The organism is Campylobacter sp. RM9331 (assembly GCF_020137685.1).
Taxonomy (GTDB): domain Bacteria; phylum Campylobacterota; class Campylobacteria; order Campylobacterales; family Campylobacteraceae; genus Campylobacter_E.
In genome coordinates this window covers 19,459-43,148 of sequence record NZ_JACGBA010000014.1, presented here as the reverse complement: position 1 = coordinate 43,148, position 23,690 = coordinate 19,459, and the positions used below count along the sequence as shown (strand labels likewise).

The following is a 23,690-nucleotide window of genomic DNA, read 5'->3' as shown; positions in this document are numbered from 1 at the left end:
AAACTTATTTAAAGCTTTTTTATAGACAATTTTTGTTTATAAAAAATCTTTAAATCAATCAAGGAGAAAATAATGACAGTTGTAAGACTAACAAGAATGGGTAGAAAAAAGCGTCCTTTTTATCGTATCGTAGTAACAGATAGCAGAAAAAGAAGAGATGGCGGTTGGATTGAGAGTATAGGATATTACAATCCTATGAGCGAGCCTGAAACAATCAAATTTGATGCTGAAAGACTAGCTTACTGGAAAAGCGTAGGCGCTAAATTAAGCGATCGTGTAGCAAGAATTACAAAATAATGGTAAAAGAATTTATTTTTACATATGCAAAAACAATAGCCGCAAATCCTGAGCGGCTAGAAATTTTTGTAGAAGAAAAAGAAAATAACCTAATAGATATTGTTATTATGGCTACTAAAATAGATGCCGGAAGACTTATTGGAAAATCAGGAAAAATCATAACCGCAATTAAAACAATAGCAGTTAATCACAAAAATACTCAAAAATTAAATTATAAAATCACGGTAAAAACTTTTGATGAATAATCTAGTTTATGTTGCTAAAATTGGTAAAACTCACGGATTACTTGGTTTTTTAAAATTTCATAATAAAAGTGATTTTTACGAACAATTTAAACCTAAAGCTGAATTTTTTGATAAGAATGGTAAAAAATTCATAATTAAATCTTTTGATTTTTCAAATTCTTTAGTGCAATTTGTAGGATATGAAGATGTAAATAAGGCTAAAGAACTTGTAAATATGGAGCTTTACTCTAATATTGAAAATACTAGAAAAAATATTAAGCTTAAAAAAGATGAATATTTTTATTTTGATATTATTGGGTTAAAAGTATATCAAGATGATGAGTTTTTAGGTAGCGTTGTTGATATTTTAGAAACAGGAGCTAATGATTTATTAGAGATAAAAACTAGCGATGAATTAGCAAATTTAGGCTTAGCTAAGAGTTTTTACATACCTTTTCATAATAATTTTATAGTCTCAATAAGCGATATTATCAAGGTAAATAATTCTAAAAGTATTTTAGAAAATTCGTAATGAAATTTAATTTTATAAGTTTATTTCCAAATCTAATTGAAAACTATTTTAATGAAAGCATTTTAAAAATTGCAAGAGAAAAAGAGCTTATAAAACTACATTTTGACAATCCTAGAAATTATTCTACAAACAAACATAATAAAGTAGATGATACGAAAATCAGCGGCGGAGCAGGTATGCTTATGGCTTGCCAACCTTTATTTGATTGTTTAGAAAATTATAAAAATTCTCATATTATATTTTTAAGCCCTACAGGAAAACCTTTTAAACAAATTGATGCTAAAAGACTTGCTTTAAAAAGTGAAATTACTTTTGTATGCGGAAGATATGAAGGTATTGATGAAAGAGTGTATGAAAATTATGCTAATGAGGTTTTTAGCATAGGTGATTTTGTCCTAACGGGCGGGGAATTAGGAGCTCTTTGTATGTGCGATGCAATTGCTAGAAATATAAATGGAGTAATAAAACAAGAAAGCTTAGTAGAAGAAAGTTTTGAAAATTATTTATTAGAAGCTCCATCTTTTACTAAACCTTTTATATTTGAATATAAAAAAAATAATATTTTTAAGAAATTTTATTCAATTTCAAGTTTTGTTAAGGGTAATCACGCTAATATTAGCCTTTTAAAAAATCATCTATCGTTTTGCAAGACCAAATTCCACCGCCCGGATTTACTTGCTAAGCACAATAATTTAAGGAAAAACTATGAGAAATAAATATATTGAGCAGTTTGAAGCTAAACAAATTGAAGGAAAAAATATTCCTGATTTTAGAGCTGGCGATACATTAAAACTTGCTATTCATATTAAAGAAGGTGATAAGTCAAGGGTTCAAAATTTTGAAGGTATTTGTATAGCTCGTCGTGGTCAAGGCACAGGTGAAACTTTTATGGTTCGCAAAATTGGTGCAAATGGTGTTGGAGTAGAAAGAATATTCCCAATTTATTCTGATAGTCTAGAAAGTATTACGGTAGTTCGCCATGGTAAAGTAAGACGCTCAAGACTATTCTATCTACGCAGATTACGTGGTAAAGCTGCAAGAATTAAAGAACTTAAACGCTAATATTACGGAGATTTTTCTCCGTTTATAGAATTTCGTTTATAGAATGATTACAATACAAAAAGCTTCAGAAAAAGATTTAGATTTAATCTTAGAATTTATTAAAAAATTAGCTGATTATGAAAACTTATCAAGTAGCGTTGTAGCTACTAAAGAACTTTTAAAAGAAAACTTATTTATAAAACAAAAAGCTTATGTTTTAATAGCTTATTATGATTTAAAGCCTGTTGGATTTGCTTTGTATTTTAATAATTTCTCTACATTTTTAGGAAAATGTGGAATTTACTTAGAAGATTTATTCGTTGATGTTGAATACAGAAATAAAGGAATAGGAAAAGCACTTATAAAAGAGCTAGCTAAAATAGCCAATCAAAATGATTACGAAAGAATTGATTGGGTTTGTCTTAAAGACAACTATCCAAGTCTTGAAGTTTATAAAAAAATAGGAGCTAATACAAAAGATGAATGGCTACTACATAGACTTGAAAAATCAGATATAAACAACCTTTTAAACAATAAATAAATAAGTTATCTTAACTATGTATAAAAATCACTTAAAATATAAATAATAAGAAATTAAATCATACATTTAAAATTCTTAAATTAATACCTTAGCTAAATCAATAATTTAATAACTTTTAAAATCACTAATTATTGTTTAGTTTTAGATTTTTAAACAATTCTAGCTAAATTACTTTTAGTATTATAAGCTTTTATTACCTATAAATATTATAAGCGTTTAATAAAACTAAAAATACTCATAAATACATTTATTTTTCAAATTCCAAAACAATTAATAATCAAACCAACCATATTTATAACCACCTTATAAAGCGTTATAACTAATTTACAATAAAATAAAAAATAATTAAATAAATTATTTCTTAGGAGTTATAAATGAGAAACGATTTTTTAAAAATCAATGGAATAATCGCATTTTTATTAGTTGGGTTTTTGAATGCTTTTGTTGATTTAGGACATAAAATCATTATTCAAAACACGGTTTATAAGATTTATGATGGCAGCACGCAATTATTTTTAACCGCAATTATTAATGCCTTGATTTTATTACCTTATATTTTTAGCTTTTCAATATCAGGATTTCTAGCTGATAAATATCCTAAAAATAAAGTTATGAAAATAACTGCTTTAGCAAATATATTTTTAGTATCAATCATTTGTTTTAGTTATTACAATGGTTATTTTTATCTGGCCTTTATAATGACGCTTATTATGGGTATTCAATCAGCCTTATATTCTCCTGCTAAATATGGTTATATTAAAGAGCTAGTTGGTATCAAGCAACTTGCTATGGGAAATGGTGCTATAAATGCTGTTAGTATTGTGGCTATTTTGTGTGGAATGCTTGTATTTTCTTTAGGTTTTGAATTATTATTAAACGAGTTTAGCACGAGTAAGGATATATTAACTCAAGTAGCTCCACTAGGCTTATTACTAGTAGCTTTTAGTGTTTTAGAATTTATTTTAGCGTCTAAATTACCGCAGGTTAAAAGCGAAAATTCTAATTTAGCATTCAATAAAAACGATTATTTAAAAGGAGTTTTGCTTAAAAACAACCTTAGCTTAATATTTCAAAATAAAGTAATTTGGCTATGTATAATAGGAATTGCCTTCTTTTGGGCTATTTCTCAATTATATTTAGTATCTTTTCCTGTATTTGCTAAGTTTCATCTAAATGAATTAAACACCTTTTATGTGCAAGGCGTAATGGCAGCTAGTGCAATAGGCGTTATTATAGGTTCAATAATTGCAGGTAGATTTTCTAAAAACTACATTGAATTAGGGCTTATCCCGCTTGGTGCTTTAGGATTATTTTTAAGCTCATTATTAATAAGCTTTCTTAATAATTTATTTGCCTTTGCACTTGTATTTTTTATATTTGGCATATCTGGGGCAATATTTACAATCGCTCTTAATTCTTTAATACAATTTAATGCTAAAGAAAATGAATTAGGTATAGTCTTAGCAGGAAATAATTTTATTCAAAATATTTTTATGCTAAGTTTTGTAATACTTGCTACTTTTTTTGCTTATTTAGAAATTGATGTTTTATATTTGTTTTATTTCATTGTAGTTGTGAGTTTTTTAGGCTCTTTTTATGTATTAATAAAACTGCCTTTTTCTTTAGTAAGAATAATAGTAAGCCTTGCTTTTTATCAAAAATATAGATTATTAGTAGCAGGGTTTGAAAATATCCCACAAAATAAAGGAGTGCTATTATTAGGCAATCATATTTCCTTTATTGACTGGGCTATTATACAAATGGCAATCCCTAAAAAAGTGCATTTTGTAATGGAGAGAAAATACTATCAAAAATGGTATATTAGAATGTTTATAAAGCATTTTGGAGTAATCCCTGTAAGCTCTGCTGCAAGTAAAGAAGCCTTAGAATTAATTGCAACTTATATCAAAAAAGGCGAAATTGTTTGTATTTTCCCTGAAGGAACTCTCTCAAGACACGGACATTTAAATGAATTTAAAAGTGGATTTGAATTAGCGTGCAAGGATTTAAGCGAAGATGATGGGATTATAATTCCTTTTTATATCCACGGGCTTTGGGGTAGTTCGTTTTCAAGAAGTGATGAAGAATACAATTTAAGAAATAAAAAAATCGGTAAAAGAGAAATAGCAATAGCATTCGGAACAGCCCTTAGCATACATTCAAGTAAAGAATTAGTAAAAGCTAAAGTGTTTGAACTATCATTCTTAGCTACAAAAACTCAAAGCGATAATCTAAAAACAATAGAAAAAGCCTTTATCCTAAGTGCTAAAAAATACTCACAAAATATAGCGATAAACGACCCTTTAGCAGGAGATATAAGCTACAAAAAATTCCTAGCATTAAGCCTAGTACTTAGTAAAAAAATCCCTAACGATGAAAATATAGGCATATTATTACCTGCTTCATTTGCTTCAACGCTTGTAAATCTAGCTAGTTTATTTGCTGGAAAAACCATAGTAAATCTAAATTACACCGCAGGAATAAAAGCAATCAATCAAGCAAAAGAAAGTGCAAATATAAAGCATATTTATACATCATCTAAATTCTTAGAAAAGCTAGAAAATAAAGGCTTTAAATTAGAATTAGAAAATGTAAATATCATTTATTTAGAAGATTTAATAAAAGCAATAAAAAAAGAAAAGTTAGATATTATCTTTAAACTCTTTTTAATAAGTATCTTGCCTAGCTTTATATTACAAGCCTTATTTACTAAGAATTTAAGCAATGAAAAAACAGCTGCGATTTTATTTAGTAGTGGTAGCGAAGGAATGCCTAAAGGAGTTATGTTAAGCCATAAAAATATTTTAAGCAATATTGCTTCAATTTCTAGCATAATTTGTGCAAAAGATGATGATGTAATACTCTCATCTTTACCGCCATTTCACGCATTTGGACTAACCGTTACTACCTTTATGCCTTTAATAGAAGGGATAAAAAGTGCAACTTGCGCTGACCCTACCGATGCTTTAGGCGTTGCAAAAACTATAGTAAAAAATAATGTTAGCATTATGTGTGCAACTTCTACATTTTTAGGAATTTATGCAAGAAATAAAAAAATAGATGAAATTATGTTTGATAGCCTTAGAATTGTAGTTGCAGGTGCTGAAAAATTAAAGCCCGAGATTAAATCAGCTTTTGAGCTAAAGTTCAAAAAAAATATTTACGAAGGTTACGGAGCTACCGAGACAACGCCTGTTGCAAGTGTGAATTTACCTAATAAATTTGATAGCACATATTGGCAACTACATAGAGCAAATAAAGATAAAAGCGTAGGTATGCCTTTACCTGGCACTGCTATTAGAATAGTTGATCCACTAAGCTATGAAGAATTAAAAGCAAACGAAGATGGACTTATTTTAATAGGCGGACACCAAGTAATGCAAGGATATTTAAATAATCCTGAAAAAACTGCCGAAGTTATAAAAGAAATAGACGGCATTAGATGGTATAACACAGGGGATAAGGGACATTTAGATGAAGATGGATTTTTATACATTGTAGATAGATATTCAAGGTTTGCAAAAATTGGTGGAGAGATGATTTCTTTAGGACTTGTTGAAAGCGAAGTTGCTAAAGTGATTAATAATGATGAAGTAAAACTCTGCTCTACTTCTTTAGAAGATGATAAAAAAGGCGAGATGGTAGTTTTATTAATTGAATGTAGTGAAGAAAAATTTGATTATTTTGTAGATTTAATAAAACAAAGCGAAATACTAGCAATTTATAAACCTAGTAAATATATTTTGATAAAAGAAATTCCATTATTAGGCAGTGGAAAAGTAGATTATAAAGAAGCAAAAGCCCTAGCTAAAAGTATTTTAGAAAACAATTAATAAAATTTATACTAAAAGGAAGAGTAACTTAAACTCTAAACCTTTTAGTTTTGTAATACTAATTAAAGTTTTGCTAATTTTTGAATATTAAAGTATCAAATGAAATTCTTAATTATTTTGAGATGCAAAATATTTTAAGTTTTATTTATGCGTTTTTAATATTAAATCAACATATTTAATTCATTTTCTAAGACAGATTTTGGAGTAAGTGATATAAATTTTTTAACCATTTTTCCATCTTTATCGTAAATAAACATAGCAGGCACACCCCAAACACCACCTACTACATTGCTTAAATACTCAACATCTAAACTCTCATAAATAGTAGCAAATGTAACACCTTTTAAACTTTCTTTTGCCATATCATAATCTCTCATACCACCTAATACAGCAATAATTTTATAATCCTTACTAAGCTCATTTAAGATAGGAATTTGTTTAGCACATACACCGCAATCCTTTGTGTAAAAAAACAACATAAAAGGCTCATTTAATCCCTTTAATGCTTGTTCTTTCGCACTATAACTTAAATGTATTGGCTCTTTTGAATTTAAAGCTAACATTGCTTCATCTTTACAAGCACAAAGTAAAAATATGAAAATTGCTAGAAAAAATCTCATAAATATTCCTTAATCTTATTAGTTAAAAATTCCAAACTTCTATCGCCTAATACTTTATCCACATAAACTCCATCTTTTAAAATAAATAAAGTCGGCACAGCAAAAATATCATACCTACTCCAGCTAATGTCTTCTTCATCTTTTAAAAAAATCATATTTGAATATTGGTGTTCTAATTCGTGTTTTTTAATAGTATTTAAATCATCAATAGAATTAATTGCATAGATACTAATATTATTTTCATTCGCAAATTCATTTAATCCAGCCATTACTTTAAGACAAGCAGCACAACCATTTTGCCAAAATTCTATCAATTCTATACCTTGTCTTTTTAACTCTATTTTATTTAAAGCTGTAGTTTTTGCAAGAATATTAGGAGCTTGTTTATTTAATACTAACTTATTATCTTCGCAAGATACAAAAAACAAAAGTATTAAAACTATTAGAATTTTATTCATTCACTATAAGTCCATCTTTAATAGTAATTATCTCATCTCCATTTTTAGCCAAGTCAGGATTGTGAGTAATTAATATAATTGTCTTGCCTTCGCTTCTTAATTTTTTAAATATATCTAAAACTATTTCTCCATTTTCTTCATCAAGATTGCCAGTAGGCTCATCAGCTAATAAAATATTTGGATTATTAATAAGACTTCTAGCTATGCAAAGGCGTTGTTGCTGACCACCACTTAATTCGCTAGGTAAATGCTCTAATCTATCTAACAATCCTACTTTATCTAAGATTTTCTTAGCATCATTTTCTTCAATACTTGAATGATAATATTGAGCTAGCATAACATTTTCTAATACGCTTAAATAAGGTATTAAATGAAATTGTTGAAAAATAAGCCCTATTTTTTCTCTTCTTATTCTTTGTTTATCAGCTTCACTTAAATGAGTTACATTAATACCATCTAAAAAGTATTCGCCTTCACTTGCATTATCAAGCAATGATAAAATATTTAAAAGCGTAGTTTTTCCACTACCACTCTTACCTACAATACTAAGCCAACGACCTTGATTTAATTCAAAATTAAGACCTTTTAAAACATGGGCTTTATCAAATCTTTTATGTAAATTACTAACCTTAATAATACTCATTTATTCTCCTCTTAAATTACCTACTATATCTATTTGCAATGCTTTTTTTATCGGAAAATACGCAGCAAATGATGCAAAAAATAATGATATAAAAATTGAAAGTACAAAAGCACTTAATCTAAAATCTATACTAGCATTAAAAATAATATTGCCTAAAATCTGTGCTAAAAAATACCCACCAATAGTGCCCAATAAAGATGAAACAACAGCTAAAATAAATACTTCATAAGCAAATAATTTTGCTATATCTTTAAAACTAGCCCCAAGAGCTAAATGCAAGGCTATTTCTTTTTTTCTTGAAAAAATAATTGAACTAAGAGTTGTATTAACACTTGTTGAGCTAATTATTAAAATAACAATAGAAATCAAAAACATAAGACCTTTTATTTTTTCTAAAATTGCTCCTTCTTTTAAACTAACACTTAAAATTGGTTTTAATTCTGCATTATTGCTTACTGCTATTTTGCTAAGCTCTGATAGGTTTTCAAAATCATCATCAACTATTAAAGATACATAAGAATATTTATCATTAATACCTGATAAATCTTTAGCGGAATTTAAATTGATAAAAGCCATAGCATCAATCTCATCTCCAGTAGAAAAAATCCCTTTTATAATATAAGTTTTCTCATAAGGAATACCATTTTTTACTATTGTTAAAGGTAGTTTTTGATTTATGTCTTTTTTTAGCGTATTTGCTAAGTCTATACCTAAATAAATACTATTATCTTTTGAATATTCGCTTTGACTTAGGCTACCTTTTTTAACTAATAAAAACTTATTGATTTTTTTAAATTCATCAAAATCAACCCCAGCTACTATTAATTGCCTTGTAGAAAAAACAGGGCTAAAGTATAAATAAGGAGAATAAGCTAATAATTTGTCTTTACTAATTTTTGATTTAATCAAATTAGCTTCTTTAATATCTAAATAATCATCACTTTTAGAACTAATTAGCATATTTGCCCCGTAACTTTTAAGCTCTTTACTCATTTTATTGTCAATATCAAAATATATATTTAAAAAAGCATTAGTAACGCAAGTTCCTATAAAAATTGATATTAAAACTATTATTAATCTTTGTTTTGAAAAAACTATACTCTTTTTAACTTGTGTGAAAAAAAAGTTATTTACGCTCATATAACACCTCAACTATTTCAAGATTTACAAAATTCTTAGTAGCTATTAATGAGCCAAGTAAAGCCACCAAACTAGCAAAAAACATACAAATAAATATAATTATGAAGTTATATTCAATACTATGAGAAAAAATGCTATAAGATATAATATCACTTACAAAAAATCCAAACACAGCACCAAAAATACTAGCAATTAAACTAACAAACAAATAATCAATCGCAAAAACCAAATAAACTTGTAAATTACTAGCGCCTAATGCTTTAAACAAACCTATTTCTTTTTTTCTTCTATAAACATCACTATTTATTAAAGACGCTTCTGCAATACTTGCGACAATTAAAGATATGATAAAAATAATTCCCATTAGACCTTGAATTTTTTTAACGATAGAGCTTTCAGCATCTGCTACTTTACTAACAGCTTTTGCACTTGCTCCTTTATAATTTTCTTCAATTTGATATGCAATAGAGCTTACAAAAGCCGTGCAATACCAATTATCAAATTCCACTTGATTTAAACTCTTTATATCATATCTTGCCCTATGAGCTATGTCATTTTCTGGAATTGTTAGAGCTGATACTTCTGCTCTTTCATAAGTATTTGGCTCATTTAAAATATCATTTAATCTATCTATATTAATTAAAATTTTATCTTCATAATCACCCAAATTACTCACAATACCAACTACTTTTAACTCTACTTCTTTATCATTTATAAGCACTTTAAAAGTATCATTAGCTTTAAGATTTAAAGAATTTGCTAATTTTTCACTTATATTTACTTCATTTTCTAAACTATTATCATTTACAAAATTTAAATCAGTCTTTAAAAAAGGTAAAAGAGATAAAAATCCAGTATCAAATACCACGGTTTTATTACCAAATTTATCTTGTTCTATGACTAATTCTTTGTTAAAATATGTGCCTAAGATACTGATTTTTTTGCCTTGAAATTCTACTTGGCGTTGTTTAAATGGAGCTATTGCTGTTATATTATTTGACCAGAAAATATCTTTAATTTTTCTCAAATCATCAAGATTTAGGAATTTACTTTCGCTTTGTAATTTAAAGCTTTTATTACCAACTTCAATACTATAAGATGAGCCTTGTGGTAAAACACTAATATTTGCTCCATAATTTCTTAGCTCTTTTCCTAGCTGATTGCCAACCCCAAGAGTTATATTAAGCATACAAGCAAGGAGCAAACAAGCTAAAAAAATAGTCGCAAAACTTAATAATTTTTGAATAGGATTGCCTAAAATTGATTTTTTTACTATTCTTAAAAACATTTTTACTCCTAACTTCTTCTTTCAATCAAAAATAAAGCTTTATCACTTGAGCTTACAAATTTTGATGGGTCTTTTTTAAATTCTTGATAACTTTCAATAGAATTAAAATAATAACTAATACCATTATAAATATAGGTTTTCTTAGCTTTTGTGTTTAGAAATTTTTCTTTATTTACTGGGTCTTGAACTTGCATTTCAACTACTTTACTAAAATAGTTTTCCCCACCTAATATATCTTTTACTTTCACAATTATCTTATCGTTAATAACTTCAAATTTTAAAGGAATTGGATTGCAACCACCTTCTTTACCTACGCTAGGTAAAAATATCCTAACATTACAAGCTACACATAATAATTCATTATTTTTCATAACATAGCCATTATCCCCACAAATACTACAAGCATCAAATACTACTACAGGAGTTTGCTTACCTGCGTGGCGATTAATTATAAAAAATCTAATTTCCTTACCAGAGCTAGAAATATAAGCATAGCGATATAATTTACCATCTTGAATATCTTTAGCATCAAATTCAAAATAATCTTTATTTTTAGGAGTAATGATTTTTGGCTCATCAACTTGAATAGGTTTAGAATCTACTAAATCATAAAATAACATAACTAAAGCAGCACTAATACTTAATATAAAATGAATAGTAAAATGAGAATTTATACTAAAAGTTTTTGCGATATTTTTTCTATATTCTATGTCAAAATCACAAGCTTTTTCTCTATATTTTGGTCTATTTTTTAAGCAAGTGCCAACATAAATAATACCTAAAATCAAGCAGATATAATAATAAAACTCGGCATAATATCTACTCTTAGTAATATAACTAAGCAAAATAGAGCTATCACTAACTCCAATTCTAATTAGATAATACATAATCTCAGCAAAAGCAGTATTTAAAAACATAATTGCAAAAATTATATAAATACAAATTCTTGATTTTGAAAATGAATTTGAATTAGCAAAAAGAAAATTAATATAAAAAATAATACAAATAAAAATAGCTAATAAAATAAAGCCAAAATTTAAAATCCCTTGAGTATCTAACAAACTTGATGAAAATATAGGATAAGCAACTGATAATAAAAAGTATTTTAAAGAAGCTGCTAAAGATATAAAAAAGCTTAATATATAAGCAAATAAAGAATTATTTTTAAAAATTACTAATTTAATTAAGCTAAAAAATAAAGTAACTAATAAAATTATATTAGCTGTTAATACTCCTATTCTATCTACTTTTTCATAGTGGAATATATAAAATAAAATATATCCAAAAATAAAACCAACTAAAGTAAAAATAATATTTAATTTTAATGATGAATTTTTAGCATAAAAAGCTGTAAAAAAACTAACTAAAAAGCACTCTAAAAATATATGCACAAAATATATACTCATTATTGTCCTTATTTTTGTATATTTTTTATAGAAAGCCTAAGCTTTCTATATTTTAAGTTTTATTTATCAGGTGTTCCTGTGTATTTGAATTTGTATTTAACGTTAAATGTATCAAACCACTCGCCAACACCTGTTTCTTTATCTACGTGGCGACCAAAACCTTGTTTTTCAGGATTATCAATTACAAATTCTAATTCATAATTACCAATTCCTGTATCCATTTTAATATTTGCACCATAGTGAGGACCATCATCAGCTACCATTGGCATAAGTTTTCCAACTTTTGTTTTACCATTATCAAGGTTAGTTAATTTATAGCCAATTGTAAGATATGGCATCCAAAAACCTTCAGGAAAACCATTTGGATTTTCTTTAAGAGCGTGAATGTCAGCTTCTAAGTGAATATCAGCTAAAGACGCTGCTAAATCAATACCTCTTGGTTCCATTTCAATTGGTTGAAGATACACAGCTGCTATTTCCATTCCGTGTAATTTATAGCTTTCTGCACCATCAATTGTAGGAATTTCAACTTCTCCTGCAAACACTGAAGACGCTAAAAAAGCACCTGCTACTAAACTAAGCAATGATTTTTTCATTGTTTCTCCTTTGATTTGATTTGCATATAAACAACTCCTCCTATTAATAGGACGAGGATTATTGCCTGTAAAATTAAGCTCTCATAATAAGGATATAATCCTAACCAAGTAATGCTTTCAAATTGCATTGGTATGAGATGTGGAGTTAAGACCTTGCCCTCAACAAGTTCCATAATCCCTTTGCCTGTAAAAGCAAAACACATATAAAAAATAATAATTGAGGTTATTAAGAAAAATTGTTTTATAGGAATTCTAATTGCACCAGCTTTAAGTAAGAAATATAAAACTACTAATATAACAATACCAAGAGCTAAACCACCTAAAACAGCACTAAGTCCAGCACTAGAACCAGAATCAATCAATAATGCTTGATAAAACAATATTGTTTCAGCACCTTCTCTAAATACTGCTAAAAACACGGTCCACCATAATGTTTTAGCACTGCCATTTGTAATAGCTAATCTTGCTTGCTCTTTTAAATTACTTGCATATTTTTTATTTCTTGCATTACTAAGTAGCCAAAAGCCAACATAAAATAATAAAACAACAGCAATTAGCATTGTTACACCTTCTATTAGCTCTCTACTTTGTCCTGAATTTTTAATAAAATATGAAACTATAAAAGCAGTGATAAATGATAAAACAACACCACTACCAAGTGCTGAATAAGCTATATTTAATCTGTCTTTATTACCGCTTTGAATAATATATGAAATTATTGCAACTACTATTATTAAAGCTTCTAAACCTTCTCTTAAAATAATAGTAAGTGATGATATAAATAAAAACCAAACACTTGTATCATTGATTTTATCTAACTGACTTTCAATTAATTTGTTTAACTCATCAAAATTAGCAATTAACTCATCTTTAGAAGCCTTACTTTTAATTAGTGCTGTTCCTTTAGTAAATTTTGCTTCTATTTCAAGCTTTATATTTGAATTAACAGCACCAATTTTACTCTCCATTCCTTTTGCTTCAAAAATATCTAAATATATATTTTGAAGAGCATCAATACTTGCTTTTTCTCCCATTGTTTCATAGTCTTGAACTATTTTATTTAAAGCTATTTTAATATCAGTTGCAACTTGAGTATAATCTACATTCTTAGTCTCATCAACATATCCAACTAATTTTAATTTATCTAAATTACTAGCATCTATTTTAGTCATTACATCAAATATAGAATCTAATATCTCTTCACTTCTAGCTCTCATATCGCTTTCAGTTACTTTTCCTTCGCGAATATCACTGCCAAAACTTCTTAACTTGCTTCTCATATTAAGATTTTTTGTTGCATTTATTAGAATTTCAATATTTGTATTTATATATATTTCTTCTCTTGCAACGCCAATTGTATCAGCTGCTTTTGTAAATTCTCCTTGCTTATTGTATTGAATAGCTTCGTCAAATTTCTCACTTAATAAATCATATACATATTGTAATTTCGGGTCAATCGCAGCTGCTGCTTGAAGGTCTTCTAAACTATCATAAACTTCTTTTTGCATAGTTGGTTTTGTGATTTCTCCACTTGCTTCTTTGCTAAGATGGGCTAATTCTGCTGCTTTTTGTTCTTCACATTTAGTTTTTGCACTATTTTCATCTGCTCCAAACATCATCTCACCTTCAATGCAAGTTTTTAACAAATTCTCTCTTGCATTCATTTCAGCTTTTGCTTTATCATAATTTGGATCAGATGCTACTGCAACTATTTTAAAGCCATTTTGTATAACTGGCGTTACTTCTTCTAAATCAAATATCAAACCATCTATTAAAGCTTCAATTTTGCCTATATTTTCTCCACGCCCATAATAACCACGAAGATTGGTAAATTTTCTCTCCATCAAATAGCCTTTTCTACCAATATTTCTTCCAATAGGACCTTCCATATTTTCAAAATGTTGAAAATAAGCTTCACTTGCAAGTTGTCTTGCAGTTTTTGCATCACCTTTTTTATAGGCTTCTAAACCTTTATTTAGCTTTTCTATAATTAAATCTTTTTCCTTGAAATAATCAACATCATCTCTAGCTATTAAAGATATACAAATAGCAAAAATAAGCAAAAATATTTTTTTCACAAGATAACCTTTATAATAATTTTACTCATTATTGTATGAGTTATAAATAAATAAAATCTAAATGATACTTATTATTTTTTTCATTATTATCAATTAGAATTAATGTTGATAAAAATAATTTATTCTTATTAACCATTTTTAATAATTCGCTCCTACAATTTCGCGACTTTTTTAAAAGGAGATAAAAATGAAAAAAGTATGTTTGTCATTAGTTGCCTTTATAGGCCTTAATTTATGTGCTGCTGAAATTCCTGCAGTTGATGTTTTAGATTGCAAAAGTGCTGAATGTATTAATGGCGCAAAAGCTGAAAAAATATTAGAAAAAAGTGAGCAAAAGGTAGTAGAAGAAGTAAAAGCTAAAGAAGAAGTGGTAAAACAAGTTAGCGATAAAGTAGAAGAAAAAAAAGAAGTAGTTAAAGAAGAAGTAAAACAAACAAAAGAAGAAATTAAAAAGGCAAAAAAAGAAGCTAAGAAAAATAAAAAAAGTAAAGAAGCTAAAAAATCAAAACACAACAAAAAAGAAAAAGTAGAAAACAAAAAATAATTTATACTTACGATTTAGCTAATGCTAAATCGTAAAATATTTAATTAAAAAATCCCAAAATATATGATTTTAAATTCTCAAAACCACTTATAAAAATTACAATAATTACAATAGGAATAAAATATTTTATATAATAAAACCAAGCTTTATAAAGTGGATTTTTAAGTTCATAATTATTGCTAATTTCTCTTAAAGCTTCATCTTTACCTAAAACAAAAGCAACATAAATTACACAAAGTAAAGCTGTAATTACAAATAAAATATTTCCACTAATAAAATCAAATGTATCAAAAATATTTCTTCCATAAATTAAAACATTATCAAGCACTCCATAACTTAATAAAGCAGGAATATTTCCTAATATAAAAATTCCACCTAAAACTAAATTAATCGCTGTATTTTTTGAGATTTTAAATTTTTCTTCTAATACAGAAATAATTACTTGATAAATAGGCAAACTCGTAGTAAGTGCAGCTGTTAATAATAAAATAAAAAACACTATAGCAAAGAAATCCCCAAAATGCATATGAGAAAACACTATTGGCAAGGTTTTAAATACTAATGATGGACCAGCATCAGGACTTAATCCAAAAGAAAATAAAGAAGGAAATATCATAAATCCTGCTAAAACCGCTACAAGAGTATTTACAATACCTGTAATAATTGCTGTTTTTAATAAATCCTCGCCTTTATCAAGATAACTTGATAATGTAATCATAACCCCAAATCCAAGCGATAAAGCAAAAAATACTTGTCCTATAACATATAAAAATATACTAGGTGTAATCTTGCTAAAATCAGGATATAAATAAAACTTAATCCCTTCAATTGCCCCATCTAAAGTAACATTTCTAATAACCATAGCAATAAGACATAAAAACAAAAGCGGCATTAGATACTTAACAGAACGCTCAATTCCATCAATAACTCCACGCCTTAAAATAATCCAATTAATAAATACAAAAATAAATGTATAAATTCCTATCATTAAAGGGTCATTTTCTATATTTTTTTGATAATGTAAGCTAGTTTGCTCTGCTGTAATTACTGAAGTTAAATCAAGCCCGCCTAAATTAAACATAGACATAATAATATTGACAATATAGCTAATTACCCAAGCACCTAAAACCATATAATAAGCCATAATCGCATAGCTTCCAAATAGCCCTAAATACCCAACAAATTGCCATTTTTTACTAAAACAATCAACGCTATTTTTATGCATTCTTCTGCCTATTATATTTTCTACTAAGATAATAGGAACACCGACTAAAAACATAGCTATTATAAATAATAAAACATAAGCACCACCACCATTTTCTCCTACCATATAAGGAAATCTCCAAGTAGCTCCAAATCCAATAGTAGCACCTGCAACGGTTAAAATATATGTAAGTCTATTACTCCAAGTAAGTCGTTTCATAATGTATCCTTTTTTGAAAAAGGATACATTTTATACAAAAAATAATGATAATTTCAAGTTTTTTTAAATAAATTTTACAAATAAAAATCCTAAAGCAACGCTTAAAGCAATCATTAAAACGCCTGGAATAAAGAAAGAATGGTTAAATACATACTTTCCTATCCTAGTAGTTTTTGTATCATCCATTCCAACCGCACCAAGTAATGTTGGGTAAGTTGGTAACACAAAGAGTGCTGAAACTGCTGCAAAAGAAGCGATGATTATTTTTGCGTTTTCTGGGTTTTCATTTAATGCAAGTGCAACAATTACTGATGGAACTATTGCTTTAGCAGTTGCTGCTTGAGAATATAAAAGCATACTAGCAAAGAAAAAGGCAAAAGCTAATAAGAATTGATATTGTTCTACTAAGCCTTTAGCAAATTCTTTTATTTCATTACTATGAGCGCTTACATAAGTATCTCCTAGCCACGCAACACCTAAAACACAAACACAAGCATTCATACCGCTCTTAAATACACTTGTTTCAATGATTTTTGAAGTATTGATTTTAGTGCTTAATACAATAAAAGTAGCAATGCTAAGCATTACACACATAATAGCACTATCTCTTGGGATAATTATCTTATCAGCTTTTAAGCCTGAAATATAAGTCGCATAACAAACAACAGCTAAAACGCCAATAACAAAAATCGCAACGCTAGTCTTAGCACCTTTAATAATCTCTTTTTGAGTGCTTTGTTTTTTTGCTATTTCACCTTTTTTAAGTAATTCTTGATAATACTCATCAGAACTTAAATCAAGATTTGAAAACTTAGTTACCAAAAACGCACTAAGCATACAAGCTAAATAAGTGCTACCTATCCAAATGCTTAATAATGTTAAATAAGAATACCCAAAAGGCTCAAGCACACCACTAAGATAAACAACAGCTGCACTAACAGGACTTGCAGTAATTGCTATTTGACTTGATACAACTGCAAGACTAAGTGGAGCTTTTGGCTTAATATTTTGCTCTTTTGCAACCTCAACAATTACTGGTATCATAGAAAACGCAGTATGCCCTGTCCCTGCTAAAATAGTTAAAAAATAAGTAATACTAGGAGCTAAATAATTGATTTTTTTAGGATTTTTCCTAAGTATTTTTTCAGCAATATGCACCAAATAATCAAGTCCACCTGCTAATTGCATAGCCGAAATTGCTGCAATTACTGACATAATGATTAAAATTACCGAAGTTGGAATTTCGCCTGGTTTTATACCACACAAAATACCTAATAAAATAACTCCAATCCCACCAGTATAGCCAATCGCAATTCCACCAAGTCTAACACCTAAAAATATAGCCGCTAAAACTATGGCTAAATCCAAAAATCCAACAACATTTGCAAAAAGCAAAAAGCAAATCGCTACAACAATCCAAACATATTTGTTTTTCATTTTAACTCCTTTAAAATGCCAATTTTACACATAATTATTTTAATGTTTTATAAAAATTAAAAGATTTAAATTTTAAAGAATAATTAAAAAGAAAAATTAGGAATTTAAAATCAAATTCCTAATATAATTTAAAATAATTGCTTATGTTTTATAGCATTAGCCAATAAGCCAATAGTTGTGCCATTATGAGCAAATGCAGTAGCTGCTGGGCTTAATAAACCAAGTGTTGCAGCACCTAATATGAATGAATTAACCCATACCGTTGTGCTAAAGTTTTTATCAATTTTTTTCATAGTTTCATTAGCTATAACTTTTGCTTCTAAAATACAAGCAAAATCATCTCTTAGTAATCCAATATCAGCACTAGCTTTTGCTAAATCAGCACCTTTTTGCATAGAAATTCCAACATCAGCCTGAACTAACGACGGAGCGTCGTTTATACCATCGCCTATAAAGGCTACTTTTTTGCCTTGTGCTTTTAAACTAGCTAAAATATTTGCTTTATCTTGTGGTAAAAGCTCTGCATAAACCTTATCAATTCCAAGTTCTTTTGCAACTTCTAAAGCCCTACTTTCAATATCGCCTGTTAGCATTACTAATTCTTTTACGCCGTTTTGCTTAAGCTTTGCTAAGACTTCTTTAGCATTGCTTCTAATTTCATCTTTCATAGCAATTACGCCTAATAATTCTTTAGATTTTGCTACATATAAAAGAGTTAAGCCTTTATCTAAAAGCTCTTTAATATTTGCATTAGCCCTAGAAAAATCAACACCTTCATCATCTTCTAAAAAGTGCCTTGAGCCAATTATTACTTCTTCATTATCAATGCTAGTTTTAACGCCGTGTGCTACTATAAACTCCACTTCTCCGTGATTAATATGAGAAAATCCACGCTCTTTAGCAGCCTTTACTATAGCTTCTGCAACAGGGTGAAAATAATGCTCTTCTGCACTTGCACTAAGATTTAGTAAGGTTTTTTCATCATATTTTGGACTAAATACATGAACGCTTTCAACTTTTAAATCTCCATAAGTTAATGTGCCTGTTTTATCAAATACAAAAGTATCAACCGAGCTTAAATTCTCTAAAGCTGTGCTACCTTTAAGCAATATCTGTCTTCTTCCTGCATAAGAAATAGCACTTTTAAATGCCACAGGAGTTGCTAGTTTTAAAGCACAAGAATAATCAGCTTGAAGCACACTAGCCATCGCTGCACTTCCTTTATATAAATATGCAAGTCCAGCAAGTCCTAAAGTAACAGGCACTAAACTATCTGCTAATTTATAAGCTTTTTGCCCTATTTTTGATTTTTCTTCTAAGCAATCTTTCATATAATGTAAAATCTTAGCCGTTGATGTATTTTCTCCAACGCTTTCAGCCCATATTTTAATACGACCTTCAACTATCACGGTTCCACTTAAAACCCTATCTCCACGACTTTTAGTAACTGCTTGGGCTTCTCCTGTCATAGAAACTTGATTAATACTAGCAATCCCATCAACAATATAACCATCAACTGCTATATTATCTCCTTGAGATACCACTACAATATCCCCTACTACCAAATCTTTTGCACTTTTTTTAACAAGCTCTTGATTAACTTCTACCCAAGCGTGAGTTATTTGTGGTTTTGCTAGTTCTTTTATCAAATCATCACTTTTTGCTACTACGCTTTCTTCAATATATTCGCCAATATTTAGCATTAAATTAGTGCTATTTGCTGCTTTATAATCTTTTCTATATAAAGAAACTCCTACCGCTGCTGCTTCTAATACTTTTGAAGTTAAACCATTTTCAATAAGTTCTAAAGTTCCTTCTTTTAATAAAGGCAATGCAGTTGCACTAGAAACAAAACCATCATAAATAGGGCTTGTTTTATAGCTATTTGCTAAAGCTAAAATAGATGAATAAATCATAGCCTTACTTGGAGTTTCTTTTGCTTTTTTTAATTGCTTAATTTCATAAGTGCTAAAAAAATCTAATATTTTTTGAGCTAAATTATTATCAATTTCTTTTGAACTTGTAAAAACTAAGCTTTTTGAAGCATTATTAACACTTACAAAAACACCAGAAAAATTAAGATTAAACTCACTTACTAATAAATGATTATCGCTTAGATTATTAAGCGTATTTAGCCTAATTCTAAGACGATTTTTAGAGTGATGAATAACCTTACAATTATTCTTGCATTGAAGCTTTTGCATCTTCTACTTGCTCTTTAAATTCTTCAATAGCAGCACTAGCAAAACTTTGAATTTTTGCAACACCTTTTGCTAAAGTATCTTTTGCATCTTTATTGCTTAATAAATAAGTAACCGCAGCACCAATTAAAATTCCTTTTACTAAAGGAGAGCCAAAAAGCCCTGTTCCTTGAGTTGTTAGCGAACTTAAAAAGCCTGTATTTTGATTGTTGTTTGCAGTATTATTTAAATTATTGTTTGAAACATTATTTAAATATGGATTATAAGAATAATTTTGATTGTTATATCCTTGATTAACATTGTAATTTTGATTATTGTTTAAATATGGATTATTATTATTTGTCATTTTATTTTCTCCTAAAAATTGATTAATTAAAATTCCACTAATTCCAGAAACTATTGCGTTTTTATAATCTTTCCTAGCTATATCATTGCTTGTTTTAATTGCAAAATAGCTAGTAACTCCTACCTTTAAACTTGCTTTTAAATCTTGAGTTGTAAAAAAATTATTAAGACTAGAGCTTAATAAATGATCACTCGGAACCCTATTTGATGTAAGCATAATTTTTACTTCTTAGAGCTTTTTTTAGCTACTTCTTTCTCGCATTTGCAACAAGGTTTAAGTTTTGAGATTTTTAAAATTGCATTTTCTGTCATTTTTCCTGCACTTTTTGCAAAATCTTGAGAATTAAACTCACTTATACTTTTTTTAATACTATCTTTTTTATTATAAATTGTTACTGCAGCTACGCCTAATGCTGCACCTAATATGAATGGAATTGGCATGATAATCTTCCTTTATTTTAAAATATCTTTTAAAAAATTACTAACTAAAGAATCTACATTAAATTCATTAGTCGCAAGGCTTTTTCTTAAAGCCACCTGATACTCATTAACCGAACTAGCCCAAAGTCTAAAAATAAGGTCTTTTAGCTTTTCATCTTTGCAAACATTAGCCGCTATTTTATAAGCTTGAACGATTTCAAATTCTTTTGCTAAAAGTAGCAAATAAGCATCATTTAAACTGCACTCAACTAATAAAGCATTATTATCGCTAATTAATAATTGATTTAATTGCTTTTTTGCATTTAAAATATCTTTTAAAATACCATCATTAAAGCAATTAGCATAATACTCATATAATTTTATGCTAGTTAAATCTAGCTCAAAAGCTCTTCTTATATCGCTGTTTTCTAGTTCTTGCAAAAACTCTTGGTTTTCAAATCTTAGCTCAAGCAATGTTAAGCTCCTTTAAAGCTAGGTTAATCTCATCAATGTTTTTTGCATTGATTAAATTATCAAGGCTTTGTTTTGATATGATTTTATCATCATATAAAATAGTAACCTTGCCTAAGATTTTATTAACTTTAACTTCATTAATCCCTTTTAGATTAAAAACTTCATCAATGTTGTAGCTTTCTAAGTCTTTTAATTCTCTTATCTTGCTAGATATATCAAGTCTTAATCTACCACTTGTGTGATGAGTGATTGTAATGTATTCTAAAACTTCACTTAAAACCTTAGCTTTATTCATTAAAAATCCTTTCGTTTTCAAAAATGATTGTAGTCCCTAAAACTTAAAATAAAATAAAATATATAAGATAATGATAATCAAAAAGTGGCAAAAACTCAATATTTATGCTATTTTGCTAATCTTTTCTATATTAAATTACTAAGGAATTTTATGAAAAAATTATTTTTTATCTCATTTTTTACAACATTTTTGCTATCAAATAATCTAATAAATGGCAAAGTTGATATTAGCATTCAAAATCCAATAATTAGTAAAAGCGAAATCACTTACACAAAATATCCGATAAATAATAAAACCTTATTAATTTTAGCCCCAAATTATCGCTCTAGTGGTAAAACTTTAAATATTACTTTAGATAATCAAGAATATAGCCTTAAAGTACTTGAAGGAGAATATAAAAAAGAGCAAATTAAACTTGCAAAGCCATCAATTATTAAGCCAAACAAAAAGCTGCAAGAAAGAATTGCTAAAGAATACGATGAAGCAGTGAAAATCTATGCAAAAAGCACCGAAAAAGTATATATTAATAAGCCTTTCATAATCCCTTTAGATAGCGTTATTACAAGCCCTTTTGGAAGTGCTAGGGTGTTTGAAAACACTCTTAAGAGTTATCATTCAGGCACTGATTTTAGAGCAGCAATTGGAGTTAGCATTCCAGCTAGTAATGATGGAGTAGTAGTTATTGCAAAAGATAGATATTATTCAGGTGGTAGCGTTGTGATTGATCATGGATACGGCATTTATTCGCAATATTATCATTTAAGCAAGATTAATGTAAAAGTGGGTGATTTTGTAAAACAATCAGATATTATAGGACTTAGTGGAGATACTGGCAGGGTTAGCGGGCCTCATCTTCATTTTGGAATTGCTATAAAAGGCGTTAGTGTTGACCCACTTGATTTTGTAAATAAATTCAACGCAAAGGCTTTTAATTGATTTTTAGCAAATATTTTGATACTTGGAGTAAAGAGTATTATAAAAAAGGTGTAAAAGTTGGTAAAGATGGTGATTTTTATACAGCTGTTAGTGTTGGAGAGCTTTTTGGCTTTTTGTGTGCTAAAAGATTTATTTTTTTAGTTGATGAAAAGATTTTAAAACTACCTATTGATATAGTAGAAATCGGTGCAAATGAAGGGTATTTATTAAAAGATTTTTTAACATATTTAAAAGATAAACGCCCTGAAATTTATAAGCAAATTAATGTGAAAATCATAGAGCCACACGACAATCTAAGGGCTTTACAAAAAAAGAATTTGAATGTGGAATTTAAACATTATTATTTTGATGATTTTAGTAGTGATAATGCCTTTTTTATCGCAAATGAATTATTTGACGCTTTTGCTTGTGAGCTTTATGATAATAATAAATTTGGCTTCGTTGAAAATGGCAAAATAATCTTTAAAGAGCATAAAAATAGTTATGAATATTTACAAGATAAACTTGAAAAACGCTTGGAATTTTCTCCTATGATATATGATTTTTTAAGTGCTTTAGATAAGAAGTGTAAGGAATTTTATTTTTTAACATTTGATTATTTTTCTACATATTTAAATGATGAGTTTAGTTTAAGAATATTTAAAAATCATCAATTAATTGACCCATTTAACGCTAATTTAGAAGAATTATTTGCAAATTGTGATATTACTTGGAATGTAAATTATGATGAATTGTGCTTTTATTTTGATAAACTTAATCTAAAACATAGCTTTAAAAAACAATCAAGAGCTTTGATGGAATTTGGAGTAGATGAATTTAGCGATATTAAATACGCAAATGCCATTAAATATCTATTTTTTGGCTTTAGCGATAATTTTCATTGTTTAGAATTTAATAAAAACATTAAAGGAGATTAAA

Annotated in this window: 25 protein-coding genes; 10 read left to right on the top strand and 15 right to left on the bottom strand. The window is 28.0% G+C overall.

The annotated features are described in order from the left end of the window. The first annotated feature begins 72 nt into the window (after window positions 1-72). The 7 genes from rpsP to AVBRAN9331_RS06480 all read left to right on the top strand — a co-directional run bounded on the left by rpsP (window position 73) and on the right by AVBRAN9331_RS06480 (window position 6,468). Window positions 73-297 (top strand): 30S ribosomal protein S16, encoded by a 225-nt coding sequence (rpsP, locus tag AVBRAN9331_RS06510; RefSeq protein ID WP_214117792.1) that lies wholly within the window; start codon window positions 73-75, stop codon window positions 295-297. Then, the gene (locus AVBRAN9331_RS06505; protein WP_214117793.1) at window positions 297-542 is read left to right on the top strand and encodes a KH domain-containing protein; all 246 of its coding nucleotides are present in this window, start codon (window positions 297-299) and stop codon (window positions 540-542) included. Before rpsP ends, AVBRAN9331_RS06505 begins: the two co-directional genes overlap by 1 nt. After that, entirely contained in the window at window positions 535-1,053 is a 519-nt protein-coding gene (gene rimM, locus AVBRAN9331_RS06500) for a ribosome maturation factor RimM (RefSeq protein ID WP_442862296.1), read from the top strand. Before AVBRAN9331_RS06505 ends, rimM begins: the two co-directional genes overlap by 8 nt. Further along, window positions 1,053-1,769, top strand: coding sequence for a tRNA (guanosine(37)-N1)-methyltransferase TrmD (gene trmD / locus AVBRAN9331_RS06495; RefSeq protein WP_214119529.1), 717 nt, complete (start codon window positions 1,053-1,055; stop codon window positions 1,767-1,769). The genes rimM and trmD overlap by 1 nt, the downstream gene beginning before the upstream one ends. Beyond that, window positions 1,759-2,115 carry a 50S ribosomal protein L19 gene (gene rplS, locus AVBRAN9331_RS06490; RefSeq protein ID WP_214117796.1) on the top strand — a complete coding sequence of 119 codons (357 nt, stop codon included), beginning with the start codon at window positions 1,759-1,761 and terminating at the stop codon, window positions 2,113-2,115. Before trmD ends, rplS begins: the two co-directional genes overlap by 11 nt. A gap of 43 nt (window positions 2,116-2,158) precedes the next feature. Beyond that, window positions 2,159-2,635 carry a GNAT family N-acetyltransferase gene (locus AVBRAN9331_RS06485; RefSeq protein ID WP_214117797.1) on the top strand — a complete coding sequence of 159 codons (477 nt, stop codon included), beginning with the start codon at window positions 2,159-2,161 and terminating at the stop codon, window positions 2,633-2,635. Window positions 2,636-3,009: 374 nt separating this feature from the next. Further along, entirely contained in the window at window positions 3,010-6,468 is a 3,459-nt protein-coding gene (locus tag AVBRAN9331_RS06480; protein ID WP_336612650.1) for an acyl-[ACP]--phospholipid O-acyltransferase, read from the top strand. Window positions 6,469-6,629: 161 nt separating this feature from the next. Here AVBRAN9331_RS06480 and AVBRAN9331_RS06475 read toward each other — a convergent pair whose 3' ends face one another. Genes AVBRAN9331_RS06475 through AVBRAN9331_RS06440 form a run of 8 tightly spaced genes read right to left on the bottom strand, consistent with a single transcriptional unit; the run spans window position 6,630 to window position 14,697 of the window. Beyond that, entirely contained in the window at window positions 6,630-7,088 is a 459-nt protein-coding gene (locus AVBRAN9331_RS06475; protein ID WP_214119525.1) for a TlpA family protein disulfide reductase, read from the bottom strand. Continuing rightward, the gene (locus tag AVBRAN9331_RS06470; RefSeq protein ID WP_214119523.1) at window positions 7,085-7,546 is read right to left on the bottom strand and encodes a TlpA family protein disulfide reductase; all 462 of its coding nucleotides are present in this window, start codon (window positions 7,544-7,546) and stop codon (window positions 7,085-7,087) included. The genes AVBRAN9331_RS06475 and AVBRAN9331_RS06470 overlap by 4 nt, the downstream gene beginning before the upstream one ends. After that, window positions 7,539-8,189 carry an ABC transporter ATP-binding protein gene (locus AVBRAN9331_RS06465; protein ID WP_214117801.1) on the bottom strand — a complete coding sequence of 217 codons (651 nt, stop codon included), beginning with the start codon at window positions 8,187-8,189 and terminating at the stop codon, window positions 7,539-7,541. The genes AVBRAN9331_RS06470 and AVBRAN9331_RS06465 overlap by 8 nt, the downstream gene beginning before the upstream one ends. Next, window positions 8,190-9,329 (bottom strand): ABC transporter permease, encoded by a 1,140-nt coding sequence (locus AVBRAN9331_RS06460; protein ID WP_214117802.1) that lies wholly within the window; start codon window positions 9,327-9,329, stop codon window positions 8,190-8,192. It abuts the gene before it with no gap. Beyond that, window positions 9,316-10,617, bottom strand: a complete 1,302-nt coding sequence (locus tag AVBRAN9331_RS06455; protein WP_214117803.1) for an ABC transporter permease — start codon at window positions 10,615-10,617, stop codon at window positions 9,316-9,318. Before AVBRAN9331_RS06455 ends, AVBRAN9331_RS06460 begins: the two co-directional genes overlap by 14 nt. 8 nt (window positions 10,618-10,625) lie before the next feature. Next, complete coding sequence (locus AVBRAN9331_RS06450; protein WP_336608336.1) at window positions 10,626-12,023, bottom strand: Fe-S-containing protein; 1,398 nt, start codon at window positions 12,021-12,023, stop codon at window positions 10,626-10,628. Between the two features lie 59 nt (window positions 12,024-12,082). Continuing rightward, a complete protein-coding gene (locus AVBRAN9331_RS06445; RefSeq protein WP_214117805.1) occupies window positions 12,083-12,619 on the bottom strand; it encodes an iron transporter in 537 nt (178 codons plus the stop codon). After that, entirely contained in the window at window positions 12,616-14,697 is a 2,082-nt protein-coding gene (locus AVBRAN9331_RS06440) for an FTR1 family iron permease (protein WP_214117806.1), read from the bottom strand. The genes AVBRAN9331_RS06445 and AVBRAN9331_RS06440 overlap by 4 nt, the downstream gene beginning before the upstream one ends. Window positions 14,698-14,884: 187 nt before the next feature. Here AVBRAN9331_RS06440 and AVBRAN9331_RS06435 point away from each other — a divergent pair, with 187 nt between their 5' ends. Beyond that, on the top strand, window positions 14,885-15,241 hold the full coding sequence (locus tag AVBRAN9331_RS06435; RefSeq protein WP_214117807.1) for a hypothetical protein: 357 nt from the start codon (window positions 14,885-14,887) through the stop codon (window positions 15,239-15,241). Window positions 15,242-15,281: 40 nt separating this feature from the next. Here the strand turns inward: AVBRAN9331_RS06435 and AVBRAN9331_RS06430 are convergent, their stop codons facing one another. The 7 genes from AVBRAN9331_RS06430 to AVBRAN9331_RS06400 all read right to left on the bottom strand — a co-directional run bounded on the left by AVBRAN9331_RS06430 (window position 15,282) and on the right by AVBRAN9331_RS06400 (window position 21,836). After that, window positions 15,282-16,664, bottom strand: a complete 1,383-nt coding sequence (locus tag AVBRAN9331_RS06430; RefSeq protein WP_214119517.1) for a sodium-dependent transporter — start codon at window positions 16,662-16,664, stop codon at window positions 15,282-15,284. 63 nt (window positions 16,665-16,727) lie between these two features. Continuing rightward, entirely contained in the window at window positions 16,728-18,101 is a 1,374-nt protein-coding gene (locus tag AVBRAN9331_RS06425) for an anaerobic C4-dicarboxylate transporter (RefSeq protein WP_239803095.1), read from the bottom strand. Between the two features lie 128 nt (window positions 18,102-18,229). Further along, on the bottom strand, window positions 18,230-20,305 hold the full coding sequence (locus tag AVBRAN9331_RS06420; protein WP_336612649.1) for a heavy metal translocating P-type ATPase: 2,076 nt from the start codon (window positions 20,303-20,305) through the stop codon (window positions 18,230-18,232). Beyond that, window positions 20,280-20,864 carry a YtxH domain-containing protein gene (locus AVBRAN9331_RS06415; protein WP_214117811.1) on the bottom strand — a complete coding sequence of 195 codons (585 nt, stop codon included), beginning with the start codon at window positions 20,862-20,864 and terminating at the stop codon, window positions 20,280-20,282. The genes AVBRAN9331_RS06420 and AVBRAN9331_RS06415 overlap by 26 nt, the downstream gene beginning before the upstream one ends. A 5-nt stretch (window positions 20,865-20,869) precedes the next feature. Continuing rightward, a complete protein-coding gene (locus AVBRAN9331_RS06410) occupies window positions 20,870-21,088 on the bottom strand; it encodes a hypothetical protein (protein WP_214117812.1) in 219 nt (72 codons plus the stop codon). Between the two features lie 12 nt (window positions 21,089-21,100). Further along, the gene (locus tag AVBRAN9331_RS06405) at window positions 21,101-21,541 is read right to left on the bottom strand and encodes a hypothetical protein (protein ID WP_214117813.1); all 441 of its coding nucleotides are present in this window, start codon (window positions 21,539-21,541) and stop codon (window positions 21,101-21,103) included. Beyond that, window positions 21,534-21,836: an HMA2 domain-containing protein gene (locus AVBRAN9331_RS06400; protein ID WP_336612648.1), complete on the bottom strand. Its 303-nt coding sequence runs from the start codon at window positions 21,834-21,836 to the stop codon at window positions 21,534-21,536. Before AVBRAN9331_RS06400 ends, AVBRAN9331_RS06405 begins: the two co-directional genes overlap by 8 nt. A 150-nt stretch (window positions 21,837-21,986) precedes the next feature. Here AVBRAN9331_RS06400 and AVBRAN9331_RS06395 point away from each other — a divergent pair, with 150 nt between their 5' ends. Continuing rightward, window positions 21,987-22,772, top strand: a complete 786-nt coding sequence (locus tag AVBRAN9331_RS06395; RefSeq protein ID WP_214117815.1) for a M23 family metallopeptidase — start codon at window positions 21,987-21,989, stop codon at window positions 22,770-22,772. Next, window positions 22,769-23,689, top strand: a complete 921-nt coding sequence (locus tag AVBRAN9331_RS06390) for an SAM-dependent methyltransferase (protein ID WP_336612647.1) — start codon at window positions 22,769-22,771, stop codon at window positions 23,687-23,689. Before AVBRAN9331_RS06395 ends, AVBRAN9331_RS06390 begins: the two co-directional genes overlap by 4 nt. Window position 23,690: the final 1 nt, after the last annotated feature.

Excerpts from the sequence above, each read along its gene's own strand:
- AVBRAN9331_RS06445 (WP_214117805.1), bottom strand. The coding sequence starts at position 12,619 with ATGAAAAAATCATTGCTTAGTTTAGTAGCAGGTGCTTTTTTAGCGTCT.
- AVBRAN9331_RS06475 (WP_214119525.1), bottom strand. The coding sequence starts at position 7,088 with ATGAGATTTTTTCTAGCAATTTTCATATTTTTACTTTGTGCTTGTAAA.
- AVBRAN9331_RS06425 (WP_239803095.1), bottom strand. The coding sequence starts at position 18,101 with ATGAAAAACAAATATGTTTGGATTGTTGTAGCGATTTGCTTTTTGCTT.
- AVBRAN9331_RS06420 (WP_336612649.1), bottom strand. The coding sequence starts at position 20,305 with ATGCAAAAGCTTCAATGCAAGAATAATTGTAAGGTTATTCATCACTCT.
- AVBRAN9331_RS06465 (WP_214117801.1), bottom strand. The coding sequence starts at position 8,189 with ATGAGTATTATTAAGGTTAGTAATTTACATAAAAGATTTGATAAAGCC.
- rplS (WP_214117796.1), top strand. The coding sequence starts at position 1,759 with ATGAGAAATAAATATATTGAGCAGTTTGAAGCTAAACAAATTGAAGGA.
- AVBRAN9331_RS06470 (WP_214119523.1), bottom strand. The coding sequence starts at position 7,546 with ATGAATAAAATTCTAATAGTTTTAATACTTTTGTTTTTTGTATCTTGC.
- AVBRAN9331_RS06505 (WP_214117793.1), top strand. The coding sequence starts at position 297 with ATGGTAAAAGAATTTATTTTTACATATGCAAAAACAATAGCCGCAAAT.
- AVBRAN9331_RS06400 (WP_336612648.1), bottom strand. The coding sequence starts at position 21,836 with ATGAATAAAGCTAAGGTTTTAAGTGAAGTTTTAGAATACATTACAATC.
- AVBRAN9331_RS06455 (WP_214117803.1), bottom strand. The coding sequence starts at position 10,617 with ATGTTTTTAAGAATAGTAAAAAAATCAATTTTAGGCAATCCTATTCAA.
- AVBRAN9331_RS06435 (WP_214117807.1), top strand. The coding sequence starts at position 14,885 with ATGAAAAAAGTATGTTTGTCATTAGTTGCCTTTATAGGCCTTAATTTA.
- AVBRAN9331_RS06480 (WP_336612650.1), top strand. The coding sequence starts at position 3,010 with ATGAGAAACGATTTTTTAAAAATCAATGGAATAATCGCATTTTTATTA.
- trmD (WP_214119529.1), top strand. The coding sequence starts at position 1,053 with ATGAAATTTAATTTTATAAGTTTATTTCCAAATCTAATTGAAAACTAT.
- AVBRAN9331_RS06395 (WP_214117815.1), top strand. The coding sequence starts at position 21,987 with ATGAAAAAATTATTTTTTATCTCATTTTTTACAACATTTTTGCTATCA.
- AVBRAN9331_RS06460 (WP_214117802.1), bottom strand. The coding sequence starts at position 9,329 with ATGAGCGTAAATAACTTTTTTTTCACACAAGTTAAAAAGAGTATAGTT.
- rimM (WP_442862296.1), top strand. The coding sequence starts at position 535 with ATGAATAATCTAGTTTATGTTGCTAAAATTGGTAAAACTCACGGATTA.
- rpsP (WP_214117792.1), top strand. The coding sequence starts at position 73 with ATGACAGTTGTAAGACTAACAAGAATGGGTAGAAAAAAGCGTCCTTTT.
- AVBRAN9331_RS06415 (WP_214117811.1), bottom strand. The coding sequence starts at position 20,864 with ATGCTTACATCAAATAGGGTTCCGAGTGATCATTTATTAAGCTCTAGT.
- AVBRAN9331_RS06430 (WP_214119517.1), bottom strand. The coding sequence starts at position 16,664 with ATGAAACGACTTACTTGGAGTAATAGACTTACATATATTTTAACCGTT.
- AVBRAN9331_RS06485 (WP_214117797.1), top strand. The coding sequence starts at position 2,159 with ATGATTACAATACAAAAAGCTTCAGAAAAAGATTTAGATTTAATCTTA.
- AVBRAN9331_RS06410 (WP_214117812.1), bottom strand. The coding sequence starts at position 21,088 with ATGCCAATTCCATTCATATTAGGTGCAGCATTAGGCGTAGCTGCAGTA.
- AVBRAN9331_RS06450 (WP_336608336.1), bottom strand. The coding sequence starts at position 12,023 with ATGAGTATATATTTTGTGCATATATTTTTAGAGTGCTTTTTAGTTAGT.